This window comes from Streptomyces sp. NPDC014894, from assembly GCF_043080985.1.
Taxonomy (GTDB): domain Bacteria; phylum Actinomycetota; class Actinomycetes; order Streptomycetales; family Streptomycetaceae; genus Streptomyces.
Genome location: NZ_JBIBWD010000002.1, coordinates 375,122 through 392,949 on the forward strand (window position 1 = coordinate 375,122; position 17,828 = coordinate 392,949).

Annotated in this window: 12 protein-coding genes; 6 read left to right on the forward strand and 6 right to left on the reverse strand. The window is 69.3% G+C overall.

Going from position 1 to position 17,828, the window contains the following annotated elements; translation table 11 throughout:
• Positions 1-83: 83 nt before the first annotated feature.
• Entirely contained in the window at positions 84-611 is a 528-nt protein-coding gene (locus ACF089_RS05660; protein ID WP_392022268.1) for a GNAT family N-acetyltransferase, read from the forward strand.
• Between the two features lie 182 nt (positions 612-793).
• On the opposite strand, the gene ACF089_RS05665 is transcribed toward ACF089_RS05660, so the two are convergent.
• The 5 genes from ACF089_RS05665 to ACF089_RS05685 form a co-directional block, all read right to left on the reverse strand.
• Positions 794-1,654, reverse strand: coding sequence for an alpha/beta fold hydrolase (locus ACF089_RS05665; RefSeq protein WP_392023384.1), 861 nt, complete (start codon positions 1,652-1,654; stop codon positions 794-796).
• Between the two features lie 292 nt (positions 1,655-1,946).
• Complete coding sequence (locus ACF089_RS05670) at positions 1,947-2,381, reverse strand: hypothetical protein (protein ID WP_392022269.1); 435 nt, start codon at positions 2,379-2,381, stop codon at positions 1,947-1,949.
• A 146-nt stretch (positions 2,382-2,527) separates the two neighbouring features.
• Positions 2,528-7,210 carry an RHS repeat-associated core domain-containing protein gene (locus ACF089_RS05675; RefSeq protein ID WP_392022271.1) on the reverse strand — a complete coding sequence of 1,561 codons (4,683 nt, stop codon included), beginning with the start codon at positions 7,208-7,210 and terminating at the stop codon, positions 2,528-2,530.
• Positions 7,211-8,706: 1,496 nt separating this feature from the next.
• Positions 8,707-9,207 carry a DUF4259 domain-containing protein gene (locus tag ACF089_RS05680; RefSeq protein ID WP_392022273.1) on the reverse strand — a complete coding sequence of 167 codons (501 nt, stop codon included), beginning with the start codon at positions 9,205-9,207 and terminating at the stop codon, positions 8,707-8,709.
• Positions 9,208-9,469: 262 nt separating this feature from the next.
• The gene (locus tag ACF089_RS05685; protein ID WP_392022274.1) at positions 9,470-10,294 is read right to left on the reverse strand and encodes a helix-turn-helix domain-containing protein; all 825 of its coding nucleotides are present in this window, start codon (positions 10,292-10,294) and stop codon (positions 9,470-9,472) included.
• 1,079 nt (positions 10,295-11,373) lie between these two features.
• On the opposite strand from ACF089_RS05685, the gene ACF089_RS05690 reads away from it, so the two are divergent.
• From ACF089_RS05690 to ACF089_RS05710, 5 genes are all read left to right on the forward strand, one after another.
• Positions 11,374-11,697 (forward strand): PadR family transcriptional regulator, encoded by a 324-nt coding sequence (locus tag ACF089_RS05690; protein ID WP_392022277.1) that lies wholly within the window; start codon positions 11,374-11,376, stop codon positions 11,695-11,697.
• Complete coding sequence (locus tag ACF089_RS05695; RefSeq protein WP_392022278.1) at positions 11,694-12,377, forward strand: hypothetical protein; 684 nt, start codon at positions 11,694-11,696, stop codon at positions 12,375-12,377. Before ACF089_RS05690 ends, ACF089_RS05695 begins: the two co-directional genes overlap by 4 nt.
• A gap of 239 nt (positions 12,378-12,616) precedes the next feature.
• Positions 12,617-14,857, forward strand: a complete 2,241-nt coding sequence (locus tag ACF089_RS05700; RefSeq protein ID WP_392022280.1) for an MMPL family transporter — start codon at positions 12,617-12,619, stop codon at positions 14,855-14,857.
• A gap of 141 nt (positions 14,858-14,998) precedes the next feature.
• Positions 14,999-16,660, forward strand: a complete 1,662-nt coding sequence (locus tag ACF089_RS05705; protein WP_392022283.1) for an NAD(P)/FAD-dependent oxidoreductase — start codon at positions 14,999-15,001, stop codon at positions 16,658-16,660.
• A 5-nt stretch (positions 16,661-16,665) separates the two neighbouring features.
• The gene (locus ACF089_RS05710; RefSeq protein ID WP_392022285.1) at positions 16,666-17,142 is read left to right on the forward strand and encodes an ester cyclase; all 477 of its coding nucleotides are present in this window, start codon (positions 16,666-16,668) and stop codon (positions 17,140-17,142) included.
• Here the strand turns inward: ACF089_RS05710 and ACF089_RS05715 are convergent.
• Positions 17,123-17,761 (reverse strand): response regulator transcription factor, encoded by a 639-nt coding sequence (locus tag ACF089_RS05715; RefSeq protein ID WP_392022288.1) that lies wholly within the window; start codon positions 17,759-17,761, stop codon positions 17,123-17,125. The genes ACF089_RS05710 and ACF089_RS05715 overlap by 20 nt on opposite strands.
• Positions 17,762-17,828 lie beyond the last annotated feature (67 nt).

Genomic DNA, 17,828 nt, shown 5'->3' on the forward strand with positions numbered 1-17,828 from the left:
CCTGGCCGGACCGCGCGGTTGCTCGCAGGACGCCAGGCGGGCGCGACCGCGTCTGGCAGGATCGGCTTGTGGCGCGGAAATCGGTGACCTTGAGCAGAATCCGGCTCGCGGACTGGCGAGCCGTCCACTCCTGGGCCTCCCTCGCCGAGGTCTGCCGCTTCCAGAGCTGGGGACCGAACACCGAGGAGCAGACGCGCGCCTTCGTGCAGACCGCGGTCGAGGCCTGGTCGCACACACCTCAGCGGCGATTCGCCTCCGTGGCCCGTGTGGACGGCGACGTGGTCGGCATGGGGGAGCTTCATGTCCGGAGCCGGGCGAAGCGCCAGGGCGAGATCACCTACGCGGTGCATCCCCGGGTCTGGGGACAGGGCGTCGGCACGGCGATCGGCGGCGAGCTGCTGACGCGAGGCTTCGAGGACCTTGAACTCCATCGCGTCTACGCGACCTGCGACCCGCGGAATCTCGGATCGGCACGGGTGCTCGGCAAGCTCGGCATGACCTGGGAAGGGCGTCATCGTCACACCGCGCTGATCCGGGACGGTTGGCGAGACTCCGACATGTTCAGCATCCTGGAGGACGAATGGCCGTCCTCCCGGCCATCGCGGGGATGACGGGACGGCCCGGTCCACTGCCCACGGTCCCGGTCGGCCTGCCCAGGCCCCTCATGTGCGCACCCGTCGGTCCCGTTCGGTGACGCCTTCCGGTCGGTTCGCGGTCTCCACACCGGGCAGCGCACGTCTGCGCCCCTCGGACCGGCGGGAGGCGTCCGCCACCGGGCGAGAGCTGTGAGGCCTTACGCGCCCACCGCGCCGCGCACGAATCGCCGAAGCTGCCCGCGCACGGCGTCCGGCCGCTCCAGCCAGGGCTCGTGCCCGGCGCCCTCGATCCGCGTCAGCGGAAGACCGAGCCGGAGCGCGAGCGACGCGAGAGCCTGCACAGGACGGGGGTCACCGGCCCCGCCGAGAAGCTCGGTCCGCGCGGGCATGCACGCGCGCAGCTCGGCCAGACGCTCATCGAGCGAGTCCGCGCTTCCTTCCCCGCCGAGTTCGCCGTTCATGGTCCAGTTCACGGGGCGACGCCGCCGGGCGGCCCGCGCGGCCCAGTGCCGACCGCGTTCCGGGTCGGCGTGATCGGTGAACCAGGCCAGCGTGAGCAGCTCGACCTCCTGTTCCTCCGTACGGTCCGGCAACCCCTCCAAGGCGCGCAGCCGCTCCCGCTGCGCCGCCGACATACGCCGATCGCGCTCCGCCCGGTACCCGGCGCGCCAGTCACCCACGAACGGCCCGCACATCAGCAGCATCGCGGCGACCCGGTCAGGGTGCGCCAGACAGAACCGGCTCGCCAGGTCGGCGCCGTAGGAATGCCCGATCAGCACGGCCCCGGACACGTCCCACGCGTCGAGCAGCTCGGCCAGATCCTCGACATGCCGTGCGAGACGATGACGCCCCCGCCACGTCGACCGGCCCGTACCACGCTGGTCGTACCGGTACACGGGCGCGAGATCCGCGACCATGACGGCCACATCGCCCAGGTAGTCCGGCAGCCCCGGACCGCCATGGAGCATGACCACGGGCGGCTCCCCGCCGATCTCTCCCAGCGCTGCCCAGCGCACCCGCGCCCCGTCGCTCATCGACACGAGGCCCTGCGTCTCCATCGAAGTCACCGCAGAGAACCTACCGGCCTCGCGGAGGCTCCGCTCATGCCGAACCTCCGAAGCCGCGTGCACCACATGGGCGACGAAACTGTGTCACGGCCGTGCGCCCTGGCGTTCTGGCACCTCCGCCCCCTCGCACCTGGGGGCGTCCGCCCGGCCTTGGGGGCCACGGCGAACGCCTGCTCCGGTGGGTACGGCGCTCCCAAGATGACGGGCCCGGCGTCCGCGCAGGGGCAGGGCTTGCCCAGGGGCCGGGGTGACCGGGCGAGGGCGGCTGTACTGAGCGTCGGTGTCAGTCCCCGCGCGGTCCCTGGAAGTTCACCGAGGTGACGAGGGCGTAGTCGAAGTAGATCGGATCACCCTCCTCGTCCGCGGGGTACTCGAAGCTGCTCTCGTTCGACAGGATCACCTTGAGGTCGGGAAGGGTGTCCACTCCGTCATCGTTCTGTTCGACCGTGTGGCCTCGTTCCTCCAGGCGTTCCAGCAGTTCTTCGCTGGGGGTGCGGAAGATGTCCAGACCGTCGAGGAGGAACGTCAGGTCCGCTTCCTCGACGCGGAACCGGTAGACGTGGATGTCGGTCAGCACGCCCTTGGTGAAGCCGAGGTTGAATTCCGTCTGGGACTGGCTGTGCTCGCAGAGCACTTGTCCGGGGGCGTCGCCGTAGTCCGGTTCCGACGGGGCGAAGCCGAGGTCGCGCGCGGCCTCGACTGCCTCACGAGCGGACATGCCGAGTCTGAGTGTGGCGACTCCTGCCTCCGGCAGCATCTCCAGAATCATCGTCGTCCTTTCCAGCCTGCTGATACGTACCGACCCCTACTGTGCCGCATTGCCCCGCGTTCCGGCCTTGCAGGGGGCAGTTCGCAGAGGAGACCTCATCGCAGCAGTTCGGCTTCGTCGATGGTCCAGCCCTTTTTGGTGAGCAGCGCCTGGAGATTCTTGTTGTCTTTCAGGCTCTCCACCATGTCGCGGATGTGGTCGTCATACTTCTCGGGGAACTTATGCTTGATGTCGTCGATGTCCATCCGCATGGCCTCGGTGAGCCGTCCCTGGCTGATCAGTTCGCGCTGCCACTGGTGCCACGCCTGGGCCACCAGGTCGTTGTCGGTGCTGTTCAGCTTCTTGTGGTCGGGGCGCTCCATGCGGATGGCCGGTCCGTTGTTGACCTTCTGCTTCTTGTGCGGTTTGTTCGCGATGTAGAAGCCCGGTTCGATGACCTGCTTCCATGCGGCCTTGGGCGGGATGTGGTTGACCTCCATCGCGCTGGGGAATCGTGTCCCGTCCGCTCTCTCGTTGGCCGGCAGCAGACCGCCGTACCAGCCGCCGTTCTCGGTGCACCCCTTGGCTATCAGCCCCTCGGGATCCATCCAAGTGTGCGGATTGGTGACGTAAGCGGCCGGATTGGCGGCGGGCGCGAGCCCCAGCGGATCGGACGACACGTAGCGGGCGGTCTGTGGATCGTAGTGCCGGTAGACGTTGTAGTGCAGGCCGGTCTCCGGGTCGTCGTACTGGCCGGGGAAGCGCAGCGGGGTGTATGCGGTGGCGTCGCGGTTCCAGGCCGTGACGCCCCAGACGGTGGAGCGGTTGTGCCAGGCGACCTCTCCCTGCTCGTCGACCAGTTCGGTGGGTGTGCCGATCAGGTCGGTGACGATGGCGAAGAAGCGGGTGTCGACCTCGTCGTGCTGGTCCTGTCGGGCTCCGTCGTCGAGAGTGCGGCGCTCCAGCTGAGAGATTGGGCGGTAGCCCTCGTGGTCCCAGGTGAGGGTGACACCGGAGGCGAGGTCGGTCTGTTCGGCCAGCCGGGTGTCCTCCCAGCAGAACAGGACCGCGGCGACGACCGTGGTGCCGTCGGCGGCCATGCGCTGTTTGGCGGTACGCCGGCCGATGGGGTCGTAGGTGTAGCGCCAGAGCGTGCCGTCCGGGGTGGTGCAGGAGATGAGCCGGTCCTCGGCGTCCCAGGTGTAGCGCCAGGTGTCGGGCTTTCGGGACAGGCGCTTCTTCTGCCGCAGGACGACACGGCCGGCCTCGTCGTACTCATAGCGCAGGCCGCCCGCGGAGACCAGGCGCGTGCCCTCGTAGACTCTCTCCCCACGACTCTCCAAGTGGTGGGCCTGATCGGGCCACTGGGCGCCGGTCTGGTTCCCAGCGGCGTCGTAGCTGTACCGCTCCGACCAGTCTTCCACGGTGACCTTGAGCGGCCGTCCCAGCGGGTCGAGGTCGTATCGGGTGGTGAGCCCGCTGAGTTCGTCCGTCGCCGAGGTGAGCAGCCCGTCGGCGCGATAGCCGAAGGCCCGGGAGCGAATGACCTGCCGGTCCGTCGACACGGTCTGGTTGGTCAGACGGCCGATGGCGTCCCAGGCGGAGGCGAGTGTCACGGTGGCGGTGGGGCCGAAGGTGCGGGTCAGTTCACGGCCCAGCAGGTCGCGGGTGAAGTCGATGGCGTGTCCGTTCACCGAGACACGGGTCCGGTTGCCGCCCGCATCGTACGTGTACGACGTGACGGCACCGGTGGGTGTGGTGCGAGAGATCAGCTCGCCCTGGTCGTCGTAACTGAGCCGCATGGTGCGGCCGTCGACTGTTTCCGCCAACAGACGGCCCATCGCGTCGCGCTCCAGGACGAGGGTGGATGCTGGTGTCTCAGCTCGGGTCAGCCGGTCACCCGCGTCGTAGGTGAAGCGGGTGACCGTCCCGTCGGCGTTCTTCTCGAGGAGATTGCCGAGGGTGTCGTAGGCCATGGCGACGTGGTGGCCGGACGGAGTGGTGCGGGCGACGAGCCGTCCGGCCGCGTCGTGTTCATAGCTCGTCGCACGGCCGTCGAAGTCCTTCTCAGACGTCACCAGCCCGGTCGGGCCGTACGTATAGGCCCATGTAAGGCCCTGTGGGTTGCGGACTCCGGTTATCCGCAGCTCCGTGTCGTAGGCGAATTCGTAGCGAGCCCCGTCCACACCCGTACGTGCGGCCGGCAGATCGAACCAGGTGTACTCGAAGTGGACCGTGCCGCCCACGGGATTGGTGTGCGAGAGGCAGTTGCCCTCCTCGTCCCAGGTCCAGGACTCGGTGGTCCCGTCCGGGGCAGTCCGCTGGGAAAGCCAGCCCTCCGGCGTCCATTCCAGCCGAGTGACGGAACCCGACGCGTCGGCCGACTCGCAGGGCCGTCCGAAGGCATCCCGGGTGAGGGTGTACGTGGCTCCCTGGGAATCCGTGGCTGCCACAGTGAGTCCCGCGGGATTGTTGACGCGCCGCTCCGTCATGCCGTTGGGGAAGGTCACCGCGGTGCAGGCGCCCGTCGCGTCGTGGGCGTAGCTGATCGACGTTCCGTCCGGGGCCGTCACCGATATCCGATTCCCCCGGTCGTCGAAGGCCTGCCGCCAGACGGAACCGTCCGGCCCTGCGACTGATACGGGCAGATGCCGCTCATCGTAGACGGCCGAAGCACGGCGCCCGTCGGGCAGGAGCATGGCGACCAGGTCACCGCGCTCGTCGTAGGTGAACTCGGCGGTATTGCCCAGTTCGTCGGTGCGGGAGAGCAGGTTGTCGTAACGGTCCCAGGAGAAGTGCACCGTGTGGCCGAGTGGATCGGTCTCGGAAACGGTCTGGCCGAGACTGTTGAACCGGGTGATCGTCACCGCCCCTGTCGAGTCGGTGAACCGGGTGACACGAGCGTCGGGGTCGTAGGAGAAGCGGGAGGACAATGCCCCGTCCGGGCCGATGGTCTCCACCACCCGGCCCGCGGTGTCGTAGACGTAGGAGTAGGTGTGACCGTTACGGTCGGTCCACGACGTGACACGGTGGTCCCCGTCGTAGGTGAAGCGCAGGGGTACTTCGGAAGAGCCGGAGACCGACTCCAGGTTCCGCTCTCCGTCGTATCCGAAAGAGGCGACGCGGACCATCCCCTGAGGAGTCTGTACCTCCAGGGCGGTGACCCGGCCGAGACTGGCGTCCGTGACGACGCGTACCCGGTAGCCGCCCTCGTGGAGCACGGCCGTGGGCAGTCCGTCCTCGGCGCGGCTGATCCGGACAGTGTTGCCGTTGCGGTCTTCGATCTCGCCCAGCCAGTACAGCCCACCTGCCCGGTAAGGGGTGCCGGTGAAGCGTCGGGTCAGGCCTGCCCGGGGGTCGAGCACCGCGTAGGTGACGTCCCCCAGGGGGCTCTGCCCGGCGAGGGACAACGGGAACCGGTCTCCCTCGAGCGGGAGGACCTCCTGGCCAGGTTCCTGGGGCAGGCTCGGATAAACGAGCACCGAGCCGTCGTCACGGGCCCATGTCGCGCCGGGGCCGGTCGGCTGGAGCCGCTCGTCGAAGCTGGAGGCCCAGCTCACACCGTGGCAGTGGCCGTACGCGTAGCCGGAAACGTGGGTTCGCCGGAGAAGCAGTGACAGGATGCCCGGCAGAACCAGGTCCGTCTGAGAGATGATCATCTCACCGCTGGAGACGTCCACCGGATCGGTCTTACAGCGGCGGCTGAGCAGGGACATGGCCAGCTCACGTGCGCGTTCTCCGGCATTCGCCAGCGATTTCGGGAAGCGGCTTACGGGCCCTGACGACGGCTTCAGACCATCGAGACCGCCGCCGTCACGCTTCCCGCCCTTGATCTTGTTGATGCTGTCACGGGCATCCTGGTCCGTGCCTCTATGGGTCTTGGAACCCTGGCCGATGGCGTCGGGAAGATCCTTCCCCACATGCCTGCCGAGATGACTGTGTGCCTTGGAGAGCCTCTCCACCACCCCTTCGATGACGGAGTCGAGAACCGCGGTGAGAGAGTCCCTCCCCTTCGCCCGGCCATGGTGCCCCCTGGCCTTCCCGATCTTGCCGGCTGCCCGGTCCTGCATGGAGACCTGAACTCCGGCGAGCCTTCCGCCTGTGCTGGTGTGCGCGTCGTGATCGATCCCCAGCCCGCCTCCCGGACCAGGGCCCCCGGAGGAGTTCAGCCGCACACCACCCTCGCCCGCCTGCACTGCCCCGTCGGCGCCAACGCCGTTCTGCTGCCCGGTGACGTCCATCGCGGTCTGAATCACCAGATCCGTGACGATGCTCTCCAAAGCCGCCACGGCCGGCTGCATGAGGACCGCGGTTATCTCCGCCACGGCAGCCTCGGCCATCTCCTTCATGATCGCCTTGAAGGCTATCCGCGTCGCCACGATCTTCCCGCCCGCCAGCAGCGCCGTCAGACCCATCGTGAAAGGAGCCGCGGCCAGCGCGATTCCGACCGTCGCACACAGATCGGCCAGCTCGGCGACGGCGGCGACTTTGCGGGCGACGATGATGTCCGCGACCCGGTCCAGCGCACCGGCGATGATCCGTGCCGCCTCCGCCAGGTCCCCATTTTTGGCCCGGACCTTCTTCCAATGCTTGTCCAGGGCAGTCAGCGACTCACTCGAACCCGTCGACAACAGCCGCTGAACATGTCCATGAGCGGCGCCCGCGTCGTCGTCCGCGTCGACCGCGAACTCCCTGAGCTCCCCGGCCATATCCCGATAAGCGTCCTCGTCGATGTTGGGCCAACCCACACCAACGACGTCCAGCATGGTGTCGACGCCCTCGGGAATCGTGTACCCCACGACGCAGCACCCCCGTTCCCGCAAGTAATGTGATAATCCGATAGTCACCCTTGCATGAGTGATCTCATGGGGACCACTGGTTCCGTCGACGCGAGGCCATCGCCGGACCCCGCCAACGAAGTACCCGAGCCCCGTTCGGCCCGGATCCCGGCTCGGTCGCAGATCCGTACCGGTCGGAGCCGGAGCGCGGTCACGCCCCGCGAGGAGCGGGTCGGCACAGCCGCTGTGAACTCTGTGATCCTGCGCCTTGTTGTTACTGCGGTGAGCCGGCCAGACGAGGTTCATGGGGCGTCCGGAGAGGGAACTGGACCCGGCGGCGGGGCCGGTGCAGGGGCTCGCTGCGGGGCTGCGGAAGTTATGGGCCGAGTCGGGCGGGCCGACCCGCGGAAGAGCTTCCACTCGAAGATCTCCGACGCACGGATCTACGCCGATGCCTGTAGCAGCCGATACGGCCCGGCGGGACACCCCTCGGCTCTGCTGTGGACGTTCGCCGACGGCAGCGTGGAATGTGCGTGCACCTGGCCAAGCGGTGAACCCAGTTTGAGACCGGACCCGGCTCGCCGGAACCGGTGCTGGGCCCGCCGGTGCCGGTGGACCGGGAGGCTTGCTCCACCGCTGGTACATGCACCGCCTCCGCCTGGACAGCGAGGGCATCGGCCGCCGCGTTCGGATTGGCGCCGAGGCGTTCGCCCGAACCATCGAATGGTTCGCCCTGGACGACTGCGAGATGACTGAGCGCGGCCTGTCGACACCAGCCGTCGAGGAGATCTTCCGGTTCGGCACTGGCCTGCGCCCCTGCGCCCCTGCGCCCCTGTGGTCGACGGGCAGGGCCGGGAAGGCTCTGGACGCATCGGCGCGCCCAGGTGCTGCTGCTACGTCTGGCCGACGCACGGAAGCGGAGTCCGTTGTCGTGGTGAACCGTGTGTGTCAGGCGGTCACGGCCCTGACCGTGGTGGACGATCGAACCCGGGGTAGATGGAGTCCGCCTCCCACGGTCGCGCCGAGGCGGAGGACGGCATCGCGGCCGCAGCATCAGATCACCTCACTGAGATGTGGTCCTCCATCGAGACCGGCACCGACTCCTGCCGCCGCGCCGGCACCCGCCGCGCGAGCCGAGGAACCGGCCGAGACCGTCTGATCTACGACCCGGCAGGCCGCTGTCCCCTGCTGGATCCGGTCGAACTCGCCGGCCAACGCCACCTCCACCGCAGCCCCAGCCTCGCTGGGCGAGATAGGCTTGGAAGCGGGCTGCGGACGCCTCGCTCTGCTCACGCGTCAGCACATCCGAGCAGTACTGGCGGACCTCGATTTCGGCATTCATCGCCGCCCACGGGCCGAATTCGGATTCCCGTCACCCGCGGAGCACAAGACGATCGGTTCGTAGTTCAGACAACGTGCCCACCTGACGCGATCATCAGCGCAGAGGTGATCGGATTGAGGGAGCGACCTGCCCGCCGGCCATGGCACTATCCATGCCCTAACCGTGCCCTCTAATCTCATACCATCTGCACACGCGTCAGGAGCCATGCGCTGCTCCAACCAGGTTCTGTGGCGGGTGACAATCTGTCATTGCTCGGCATCGAACAATGGGATGCACGGAGACGGCGGGACAAGGACTGCTCGAAGGCGGTTGAGGTTGGCCCGCCATTGCATCCAGTCTTGCGGGCTGACCCAGTTCGAGGCCGGCCCGGCCTCGTCGCTGATGACGCGGGCAAGGGCTTCGTCTGCGAGCAGCCGAAGATCATCCGGAATGAGGGCATGGGTGTTTCGGGGCCGTAGGGCATGTCGACCGGGCCATCGCCGGGGCATTGCGCCGCGATCAGTGCGGCGGCGGCCACCGCTTCTTCACCTTCGTTGAGCCAGCCGCCGGCGTCGACGGTTCGTGTGAGTACGCCGCGGACCAGGACCTCGCGTTCCGCCGGCGCAGCGTCGTCGAGAGCATCGGCGAAATCCGCGGCAGTGTCGTTGTCGAAGGGGCCAGTGTCCCAGGTGCCCATGCTGATCTCCTCGTATCGTTGCGCTGGGATCCTCGCATCAGCCGCTGACACTGCGATCACTGGGCGATTCGGTACGCGCTTGCGCAACAGAGCGAACCAGCGCGGCCGAACAGCCGGCGCTTGAGGATCTTGATCCGTCGCCTCGGAGATCGCTCGGACGAGTCCTCGCCGACGGCGCGTCTGGAGATCGCGCGCCGGGCGGCGTGGCGGTCGGCCCGCCCGCCGGGCGGTGCGTCGCGCGGTCCAGCCAGGCCGGGGTTGGTCAGGCGGTGGCCAGGCGGGGGGCGGGGTGGAGGTCGGAAGCGCGCTGTTTCGGGATCATGATGGTGGATCGGTGGGTGGGGGCGGGTGGGGCAGAGGGGTGGGGCGGGGGCAGGTCGGGCAGGGCGAGGAGTACGGGTGGGTGGGTCGAGTTCTCCTGCTGCACGGCGAGGTCGAGGCGGACATGGGCGCCGGCGTCGATCTGTACGGGGCCCACGGTGCCGACGAGCAGCGGAGGGCCGTTCAGCCGCTCGGCCGGGAGGTGTGAGCCGAGCGCCACGGCGTGCAGGTACCAGGTGCCCGGCGGCACACGGCCGAGGTGGAAGGGGCCCGCTCCGTCGAGCGTGGACCAGGCGACGGGCCGGCCCTGAAGGATCGGGCCGTCGAAAACGCCGAGGCGAACGGGCGACAGAGGATTCCCCAGGACGTCCGCCGTACCGGAGACGGTGCCGAGCGGCCCTGGTGGGAGCGGTGGCGGGGCGATCCCCGGATGCTCGGCGAATCCGCCCCGACCGACCCTTCGGTACTGGGTCGGCGAGAGGCCCACGGCGGCGGTGAAGCGCCGCGAGAAGGTGCCGGCGCTGCTGTAGCAGACCCGCGCGGAAACGTCGGCCACGCTGAACGAGGTGCTGACCAGCAGTCGTTTGGCCTCGTGCAGACGCACGGCGGCCAGAAAGCGGCCGGGCGTCACGCCGGTGGTCCGCCGGAATACCCGTAGGAAGTAGAACTTGCTGACCATCGCGGAGCGGGCGAGATCGTCGAGCCCGAGAGGCTCGTGGTAACGCTCCCGCATCGTGGCGACCGCGCGCTGAGTCAGGTGCTCCATTGTGTGGACTTCCTCTTCTTGGTGGTCGGTCACCACGCCGGAAATGAGCTTCATATGACTGGGGAACGGGGGCGATGCGCTGGGGGCATCTCCGGGTGATTCCCCGGTCCGGCGGTGTCTGAAGCGAGCAGAAAGGGCATTGGGAGGCGTGCGGGATTCGGCCTGAAGGCCGCCCGGGCGGGCCTTCTTGGGTCCCGAAGATCGAAATGCGCGCCGAATGCACAGCTGCCGGGCCCGCGATCCGCGCGATGGCGACGTTCGTACCGGAATGTTCGGATCAAGGAACCAGTCATGTGCGGCTCCGGCTCGGAGAGGGTGTTGAGGGCGACTGTATCGATGATGGATAGATCAAAACCGTTTGTGCACCCCTAACGTGACCCCTACCCGGACCGGTGTCGCGGCCCTTCGGATTAGGGGTGCGGCCGCTTCTCCGGAGCGGAAGGAGTACACCGGTGAAGGTTTCCCCGAAGTCCGTATCGAAGGCGAGGATTGACGCTGGCGGCCACCTTCGTGCGACCTTCGTGCGGCCTTTGGGGAGAACGGGCGACTGGATGAAGATATCCGTACGGAAACGGAATGGGAGTGACTGATCATCGCGGACGGAAAGGCGGAACTGTCCGCGTACGTGGCCCGGGTGCCGCGTACTCTCTCCGGACGCTGCCCCGGCCCGTACGCCACGCCTCCCGGCCGTGCCGCAGCCGGTTGCCGGGAGCGCCTGGGCGCATGGGCAATATGGGCGATGACGGCAACCCGGCCGAATCCTAGGCTGAAGCCGTCGACCCGCTCCTGGTCCGTACCCGCCGGAAGCAGCCCGGTGACGAGTCGGTCGAAGCGGGACGCCGCCGCGCCCCCGGCCGGTTCCAGAGACGGGCGAGCGTCATGAGACGGGGGAACGTCATCAAGGGAGAAGCGCCGAGCCGCCAGGTCGCCCCGGGAAGCCGTCGCACTCCGCGGCGGCGGCCCCGAACTCGTCTCGCGGCAGGCCGTGTTCGCGCGGCCGACGTGAGGGCGAACGACGGTGGGGCGGCGTCGCGGCGGACCGTGTCCGGTTCGGGACGTGATGTGTAATGTGGTTATACATGAAGGCAGAAACCCTGAGAGGGAACCTGGAAGGGATGCTGCTGTCTGTGCTGGAGCAGGAGCAGCTGCATGGATATGCGGTGATCGAGGAACTCAAGCGCCGAAGCGGTGACGCCATCAACCTGCCGACCGGCACGGTGTATCCGGCGCTGCACCGGCTGGAGGCCGCGGGGCTGGTCGGCAGCGAATGGGTGCGTCACAACGGCCGCCGCCGCCGCAACTACTTCCTCACGACGGCCGGACGCCGTGCCCTGGCCGACAAGCGCATGGCCTGGCAGGAGGTCTCTTCGGTCATCTCGGTGGTGCTGGGAGGGAAGGCGTGACAGAAGGGGCGGTGATCCAGCGCTACACCGATCATCTGGCCCGGCATCTCGTCGGGCCGGACTCCCGGCGGACCGCGATCATCGACGAGGTGCTCGACGGCCTCCAGTGCGCGGCCGAGGGCAATCTCGACGACTGCCCCGACGCCGAGGAGGCGGCGCACCGGGCCGTCCGGGAATGGGGGCCGCCCGTCGAGGTCGCCCGCGCCTACAACGACGCCACGCTGCGCATCAGCGCCAACCGGCTCTCCGTCCGGACGGTGTGCGTGCTGCCGCTGCTGGCGGCGACCTGGGCGTGCGCGCTGCTCGGGGGCCCGGCCGGCCCGTGGGCGTACCGCCATCCGCCGACGCTGCTGACGGGTCTGTCGATCGTGGCGTTCGGCTGTGTGCTCTCCCTGGCCGGAGCGCTGTCCGGGCTGCGCAAGGGCAGCGGCATCGCGGCGGCGGCGGCCGAGCGGGACAGCACGGTCACCACCGGCACGTTCGCCGCCCTGATCGGCCTGCTCTGTGTGCTCGGCGCGCTCGTCCTGCTGTTGCTCAACCGGGGTCTGAGCCATCCCGATTCCCTGGACTGGCCGATGGTCTCCATTCCGGCCACCCTCACGGTCCTCGCGGGCGCGTACTTCGGTCTGGGCCTGAAGCGCTTCTTCGCCGTCGTGCGGGGGACCGGCTCGCCGAAGTAGCCCGCCCGCGCGGCCCGCCGCGCACGGTCCGGGACAAGAGCCCCCGGCGGGAGCGACACCTCACTCGGTGTCGCTCCCGCCGGGGGCTCTTGGCGTACCCGGACGCTGATGGAGCGTCAAACAGCCTGTATCGCAAGGGGATTGAGGTTGCCATCCCGCCGCGCGGAGGGCTACCTTGAGCTTCATAAGTAGCATGGCTACACAATAGCGTCCCTACAGGAGGTTGAACCGTGGAGCGCATGACGCGATGGGTGCTCGCCCATCGGTGGCCCGTGGTCCTCGTCTGGCTGGTGCTCTTCCTCGTCGGGGGCGCCATGACCAGCGGCACGATCGACAGGCTCACCTACGAGTCGCGTCTCCCGGGCAAGCCGGCCCAGGAGGCGAACGACACTCTCGCCCAGCGCTTCGCGCAGACCGGAGGGAAGAACGCTCCGCTGCTGCTCGTGGTGACCCTGCCCGAGGGCGTCGCCGCCGACAGCCCGGACGTACGCGGACAGTGGGGCGACCTGATCGCCAAGGTCACGCCCGAGGGCGGCCGCAGCGTCTCCTACGCGAGCACCGGCGACGACTCCCTGCTCTCCGAGGACAGGCGCACCACGGTCGCGCTCGTCTACCCGCCCGCCAACCCGACCAACGCGCCGTACGAGCAGTCGCTTCCGGCCATCAAGAAGACCGTCGAACAGACGAAGATCTCCGGCGCGCAGGTCGAGCTGACCGGCCAGCCCGTCCTCTCCGGACGGGACAGCGGAGCCCAGCGCGGCCCGATCTACGAGACCCTGATCGGCGCCCTCGGCGCCCTCGTCGTCCTCGCGCTGGTCTTCACCAGCGGACTCGCCATCGTGCCGCTGCTGATGGCCGCGGTGGCCATTCCCACCACCTTCCTCCTGGTCCGGGGGATCACCGGCATCACCGACGTGTCCTTCATCGTCCAGTTCCTGGTCGCGCTCATCGGCCTGGGCATCGCGATCGACTACGCGCTGCTGGTGGTCACCCGCTGGCGGGAGGAGCGCTACAAGCCCGGCGCCGACGGCCCCGATCCCGAGGCGCGCAAGGAGGCGATCGTGCGCTCCCTGAACAGCGCGGGCCACGCGGTCGCGCTCAGCGGGGCCACCGTGGCCATCTCGCTCGCCGCCCTCGTCGTCCTGCCGGTGCCGTTCCTGCGCAGCGTCGGATACGCCGGCCTGCTCATCCCGCTGGTCAGCGTCGCCGTCGCGCTCACCCTGCTGCCCGTGCTGCTCTACGCCTGGGGCGACAAGCTCGACCGGCCGCGCCGCGCGTACCGGCCCGACAGCGGGATGTGGGGCCGGATCGCCCGCTTCACCACGCGCCGGCCCGCGCTCTCCGCGCTGCTCAGCGGCGCGGTCCTGCTGGCCCTGGCGGCGCCGGTGCTCGCTCTGAGCCTCGGCCAGCCGGCCACCTCGACCCTCGCCAAGGGCGGACAGCCCGCCGCGGCGTTCGAGCGGATCGTGGACGCCGGCTTCGGCGAGGGCATCGCGCGCCCGGTCGAGGTCCTGGTGGACGCCGGCTCCGCCGAGTCGGTGAACGAGAAGCTCGCCGGCATCGAAGGCGTCGCGGGCTCCGTCGCCCCGCAGGAGTGGCAGGGCGACGGCCGGCGCATCGTCGATGTGTGGACCTCGGCGGACCCGTCGAGCGGGGACGGCCGCGACGCCGTCACCCGTGTCGTGGACACGGCCCGGGAGACGGCGGGCGGGCTCGCGGGCGGCGGCCCGGCGCAGGACGCCGACTTCATCGACGCCGTGTACGGATCGCTCGGCCCCATTCTGATCTTCGTCGGCCTGCTCACCTTCATCGTCCTGGCCCGCACCCTGCGCTCGGTGGTGCTGCCGCTGAAGGCGCTGGTGCTCAACGCCCTCTCCACCTGCGCCGCGTACGGAGTGGTCGTTCTCATCTGGCAGAAGGGCTACGGCAGCGAGCTGCTGTTCGACACCCCCGCCGTCGGAGCGGTGACCATCTGGATCCCCATGGCGGTCTTCGCGTTCCTCTTCGGGCTCTCCATGGACTACGAGGTGTTCATCCTCCACCGGATCCGCGAGACCCACCTCGAACTGGCCGCGAAGGGCGGGACCGACACCACGATCCCGTCGGTGGTCACCGGCATCAGCCGCACGGGACGGCTCGTCACCTCAGCGGCGCTCATCCTCTTCCTGGCCTTCACCGCGCTGGCCAGTATCCCGATCACCGATGTGAAGGTGTTCGCCACCGCGCTGGCGGCGGGCATCATCATCGACGCCACCGTGGTCCGCGGGCTGCTCACCCCGGCGCTCGTCACCCTGCTGGGGCGGTCCAACTGGTGGTTCCCGCGCGCCCTGGGCCGGCTGCTCGTCACCGCCCCCGGACGGACTCCCGGCCCGAGGTCCCCCTCCGCCTCCCGGCCCGAGACGGAGGGCCGCTCCGAGGACCCGGTGACCGAACCGGCCGGCGCCCGCTCCTCCGAATCTGGCCGACCGGGCCCCGTCTGACCGGCGAGCCACCGCCCCCGAGCGGGGGCGGTGGCTTACCCGTACTTTCTCTCGCCTTCATCGGCGGCCGCGAGGCTGGTGGGGCGGACGTGCGGAGCACAGCGCCCGTCCGGGACTCGACGACTGCGAAGGGAACCGACAGTGTCCACACACAGGCCGAGTTACGACGTGGCGATCCTGGGCTCCGGGATCGCCGGATCCACCCTCGGCGCCGTACTGGCCCGCAGCGGGGCGAAGGTGCTCCTCGTCGACGCGGGCACGCACCCGCGTTTCGCGGTGGGGGAGTCGATGATCCCCCAGATGATCGCCTGGCTCCAGGTGCTCGCCGAACGCCACGACCTGCCCGAGCTGGAGGCCCTGGCCGACGCGGACACCATCAACGAGCAGGTCGGCAACTCCTTCGGCCGCAAAAGGCACTTCGGATTCCAGCTGCATCGGCCCGGTCAGGAACCGGACCCCGCCGAAGGCCACCAGTTCGTCATACCCGACGCGCTGACCTCCGCCAGCCACCTCTTCCGCCAGGACAGCGACGCCTATCTCTTCCATGTCGCGGTCCGCCACGGCTGTGACACACGCCAGCGGTGGCGGGTCCGGGACATCGACCTCCGTGACGACGGCGTCACCCTGACCGGGACCGACGGCCATGTCGTCGGCGCCCGCTACCTGGTGGACGCGAGCGGCTTCCGCTCACCGCTGGCCGAGAAGCTCGACCTGCGGGAGCGGCCCGCCCGCTTCCGGCACCACTCCCGTTCCCTGTTCACCCACATGGTGGGGGTACGCCCCTTCGACGACGTGGTGGACGTCCCCGAGGCGAGCCGGCCGGCCGCGCCCTGGCACGAGGGAACCCTGCACCATGTCTTCGAACGCGGCTGGTTCTGGGTCATCCCCTTCGACAACCACCCACGCTCCCGCAACCCGCTGTGCAGCGTCGGCGTCACCCTCGACCCGAGGCTCCATCCCAAGCCCGAGGACATCACACCCGAGGAGGAGTTCGAACGCCTGGTACGGCGCTTCCCCGCGGTGCGGCGGCAGTTCGAGGGCGCCAGAAAGGTCCGGGAGTGGGTGTCGACCGGACGGCTCCAGTACTCGTCCAGCAAGACGGTGGGGCGTCGCTGGTGCCTCATGTCGCATGCCGCCGGCTTCCTGGACCCTCTCTACTCACGCGGCATGTCCAACACCTTCGAGATCATCCACGCCCTGGCGCCGCGCCTGCTCGCCGCGATCGAGGACGACGACTTCGGCGACGAGCGCTTCCGCCATGTGGAGGAGCTGGAGCAGGGACTGCTCGACCACAACGACACCCTCGTCAACTGCTCGTTCATCTCCTTCTCCCACTTCCGGCTGTGGGACGCCGTGTTCCGCGTCTGGGGCAGCGGCAACACCCCCGGCACCCTGCGGATCAACAACGCGCTGCGCGCCTTCCGCGCCGACCGCGATCCCAGCGTCTTCGACGCCCTGGAGAAGGCTCCCCACACCGGACTGTGGTGGCCCGACAGCGACGCCTTCAAGGCGCTGCTGGACACGACGGCGCGGTCCTGCGAGGAGTACGAGAAGGGCCTCGTCGACGGAGACACCGCCGCGGACCGGATCCTCGCCCTCGTCCGGGAATCCGAGGCGGTCTCCCCGGGATTCGGCTGGAAGGACGTGAACCAGCGGTTCATCCATCCCGACCGGCGGCAGATGGGGGAGTTCCTGGAGTGGGCGGCCGCCTCGCCCCTGACGGAGCTGAGCACGATCGGCCGTGCGAGTCTCGACGCGCTGCGCGGGGCGCAGGCCGCCCCCGACGCCGCGCCCGGCAGGTGAGGGCCGTGTCCGCGACCGACGGGAGCGATGTGCGGGAGGCCAACAAGGCGCTCGCCCGATACTGGTTCGACCAGGGCTGGAACCGCGGGAACGTGGCAGCGGCGGACCGGGTCTTCGCCCCCGGCCTCATCCTCGGCGGCGAGCGCGTGGGGCCCGAGGGCCCCCGGCGGAGCGTGCTGCGCCGGCACGCGGCCTTCTCCGGACTCAGGGTCGAGGTCGAACTCCAGATCGCCGAAGGGCCGTGGGTGGCGAGCTGGTACACCGTCCGGGCCACCCAGGTGGGCGAGTACGCCGGGGTGCCTCCCACCGGGCTCCCCGTCACCTCCGAGGGAATCCAGCTCTGGCGGGTGGAGAGGGGACTCGTCGTCGAGGACCACAATGTGTTCGACCTCTGGCGGGTGGTCACCCAACTGCGCGCGGGGGAGCGGCGGGACACGGATCCGTCCGGCGCGCGGGAGTCGGTCAGGGACCGACGTGGATGATGTCCTTCTCGTACGCGAAGATCACCGCGTGCACACGGTTGCGAAGCCCCAGCTTCTCCATGGCCTTCTGAATGTGGGACTTCACGGTGCTCTGGCTCAACGCCAGCTCCTGGGAGATCTCGGCGTTGCTGTATCCCCGGGTGACCAGACGGAAGACCTCCAGCTCCCGGTCCGTGAGCCGGTCCAGCGGGGAGCCGCCGGGCTCCTGCCGCGCGGCGGGCATCAGCAGGGACCGCCCGGTGGCCATGATGCGGACCGCCGCGGCGAGCTCCTGGGAGCTGCTCCCGCTCGACAGCAGTCCCTTCACACCGGCCCGCAGCACCTGGCCCGCCGCCGCGTCCACATCGTTCACCAGGACGAGCACATTGGGAGCCGGCAGCGGCGGCCGCGCCCGGGACAGCGCGTCGACGCCGGCCAGGGCCTCCGCCGCGTTCCGGTGCGAGTTCACGACGACGACATCGGGCAGCAGCTCCCGGTAGCGGTCCGCCGCGGCGGCTCCGTCCGGCGCGACGCCGACCACACGCACGTCGGGGCAGCCGTCGAGAATGGTGCGCAGTCCGATCAGCGAGATCGGGTGGGAATCGATGAGCAGAACGCTGGTGGGCGCCGATCCTGACATGTGCTCCCCCGGTGTGCGTGGACGGTTCTGACGTCGTAGACAGAATAGAGCAGCCGGAGACGCTCGG

Excerpts from the sequence above, each read along its gene's own strand:
- ACF089_RS05665 (WP_392023384.1), bottom strand. The coding sequence starts at position 1,654 with ATGGAGACGCAGGGCCTCGTGTCGATGAGCGACGGGGCGCGGGTGCGC.
- ACF089_RS05670 (WP_392022269.1), bottom strand. The coding sequence starts at position 2,381 with ATGTCCGCTCGTGAGGCAGTCGAGGCCGCGCGCGACCTCGGCTTCGCC.
- ACF089_RS05680 (WP_392022273.1), bottom strand. The coding sequence starts at position 9,207 with ATGGGCACCTGGGACACTGGCCCCTTCGACAACGACACTGCCGCGGAT.
- ACF089_RS05685 (WP_392022274.1), bottom strand. The coding sequence starts at position 10,294 with ATGGAGCACCTGACTCAGCGCGCGGTCGCCACGATGCGGGAGCGTTAC.
- ACF089_RS05690 (WP_392022277.1), top strand. The coding sequence starts at position 11,374 with ATGAAGGCAGAAACCCTGAGAGGGAACCTGGAAGGGATGCTGCTGTCT.
- ACF089_RS05700 (WP_392022280.1), top strand. The coding sequence starts at position 12,617 with ATGACGCGATGGGTGCTCGCCCATCGGTGGCCCGTGGTCCTCGTCTGG.
- ACF089_RS05715 (WP_392022288.1), bottom strand. The coding sequence starts at position 17,761 with ATGTCAGGATCGGCGCCCACCAGCGTTCTGCTCATCGATTCCCACCCG.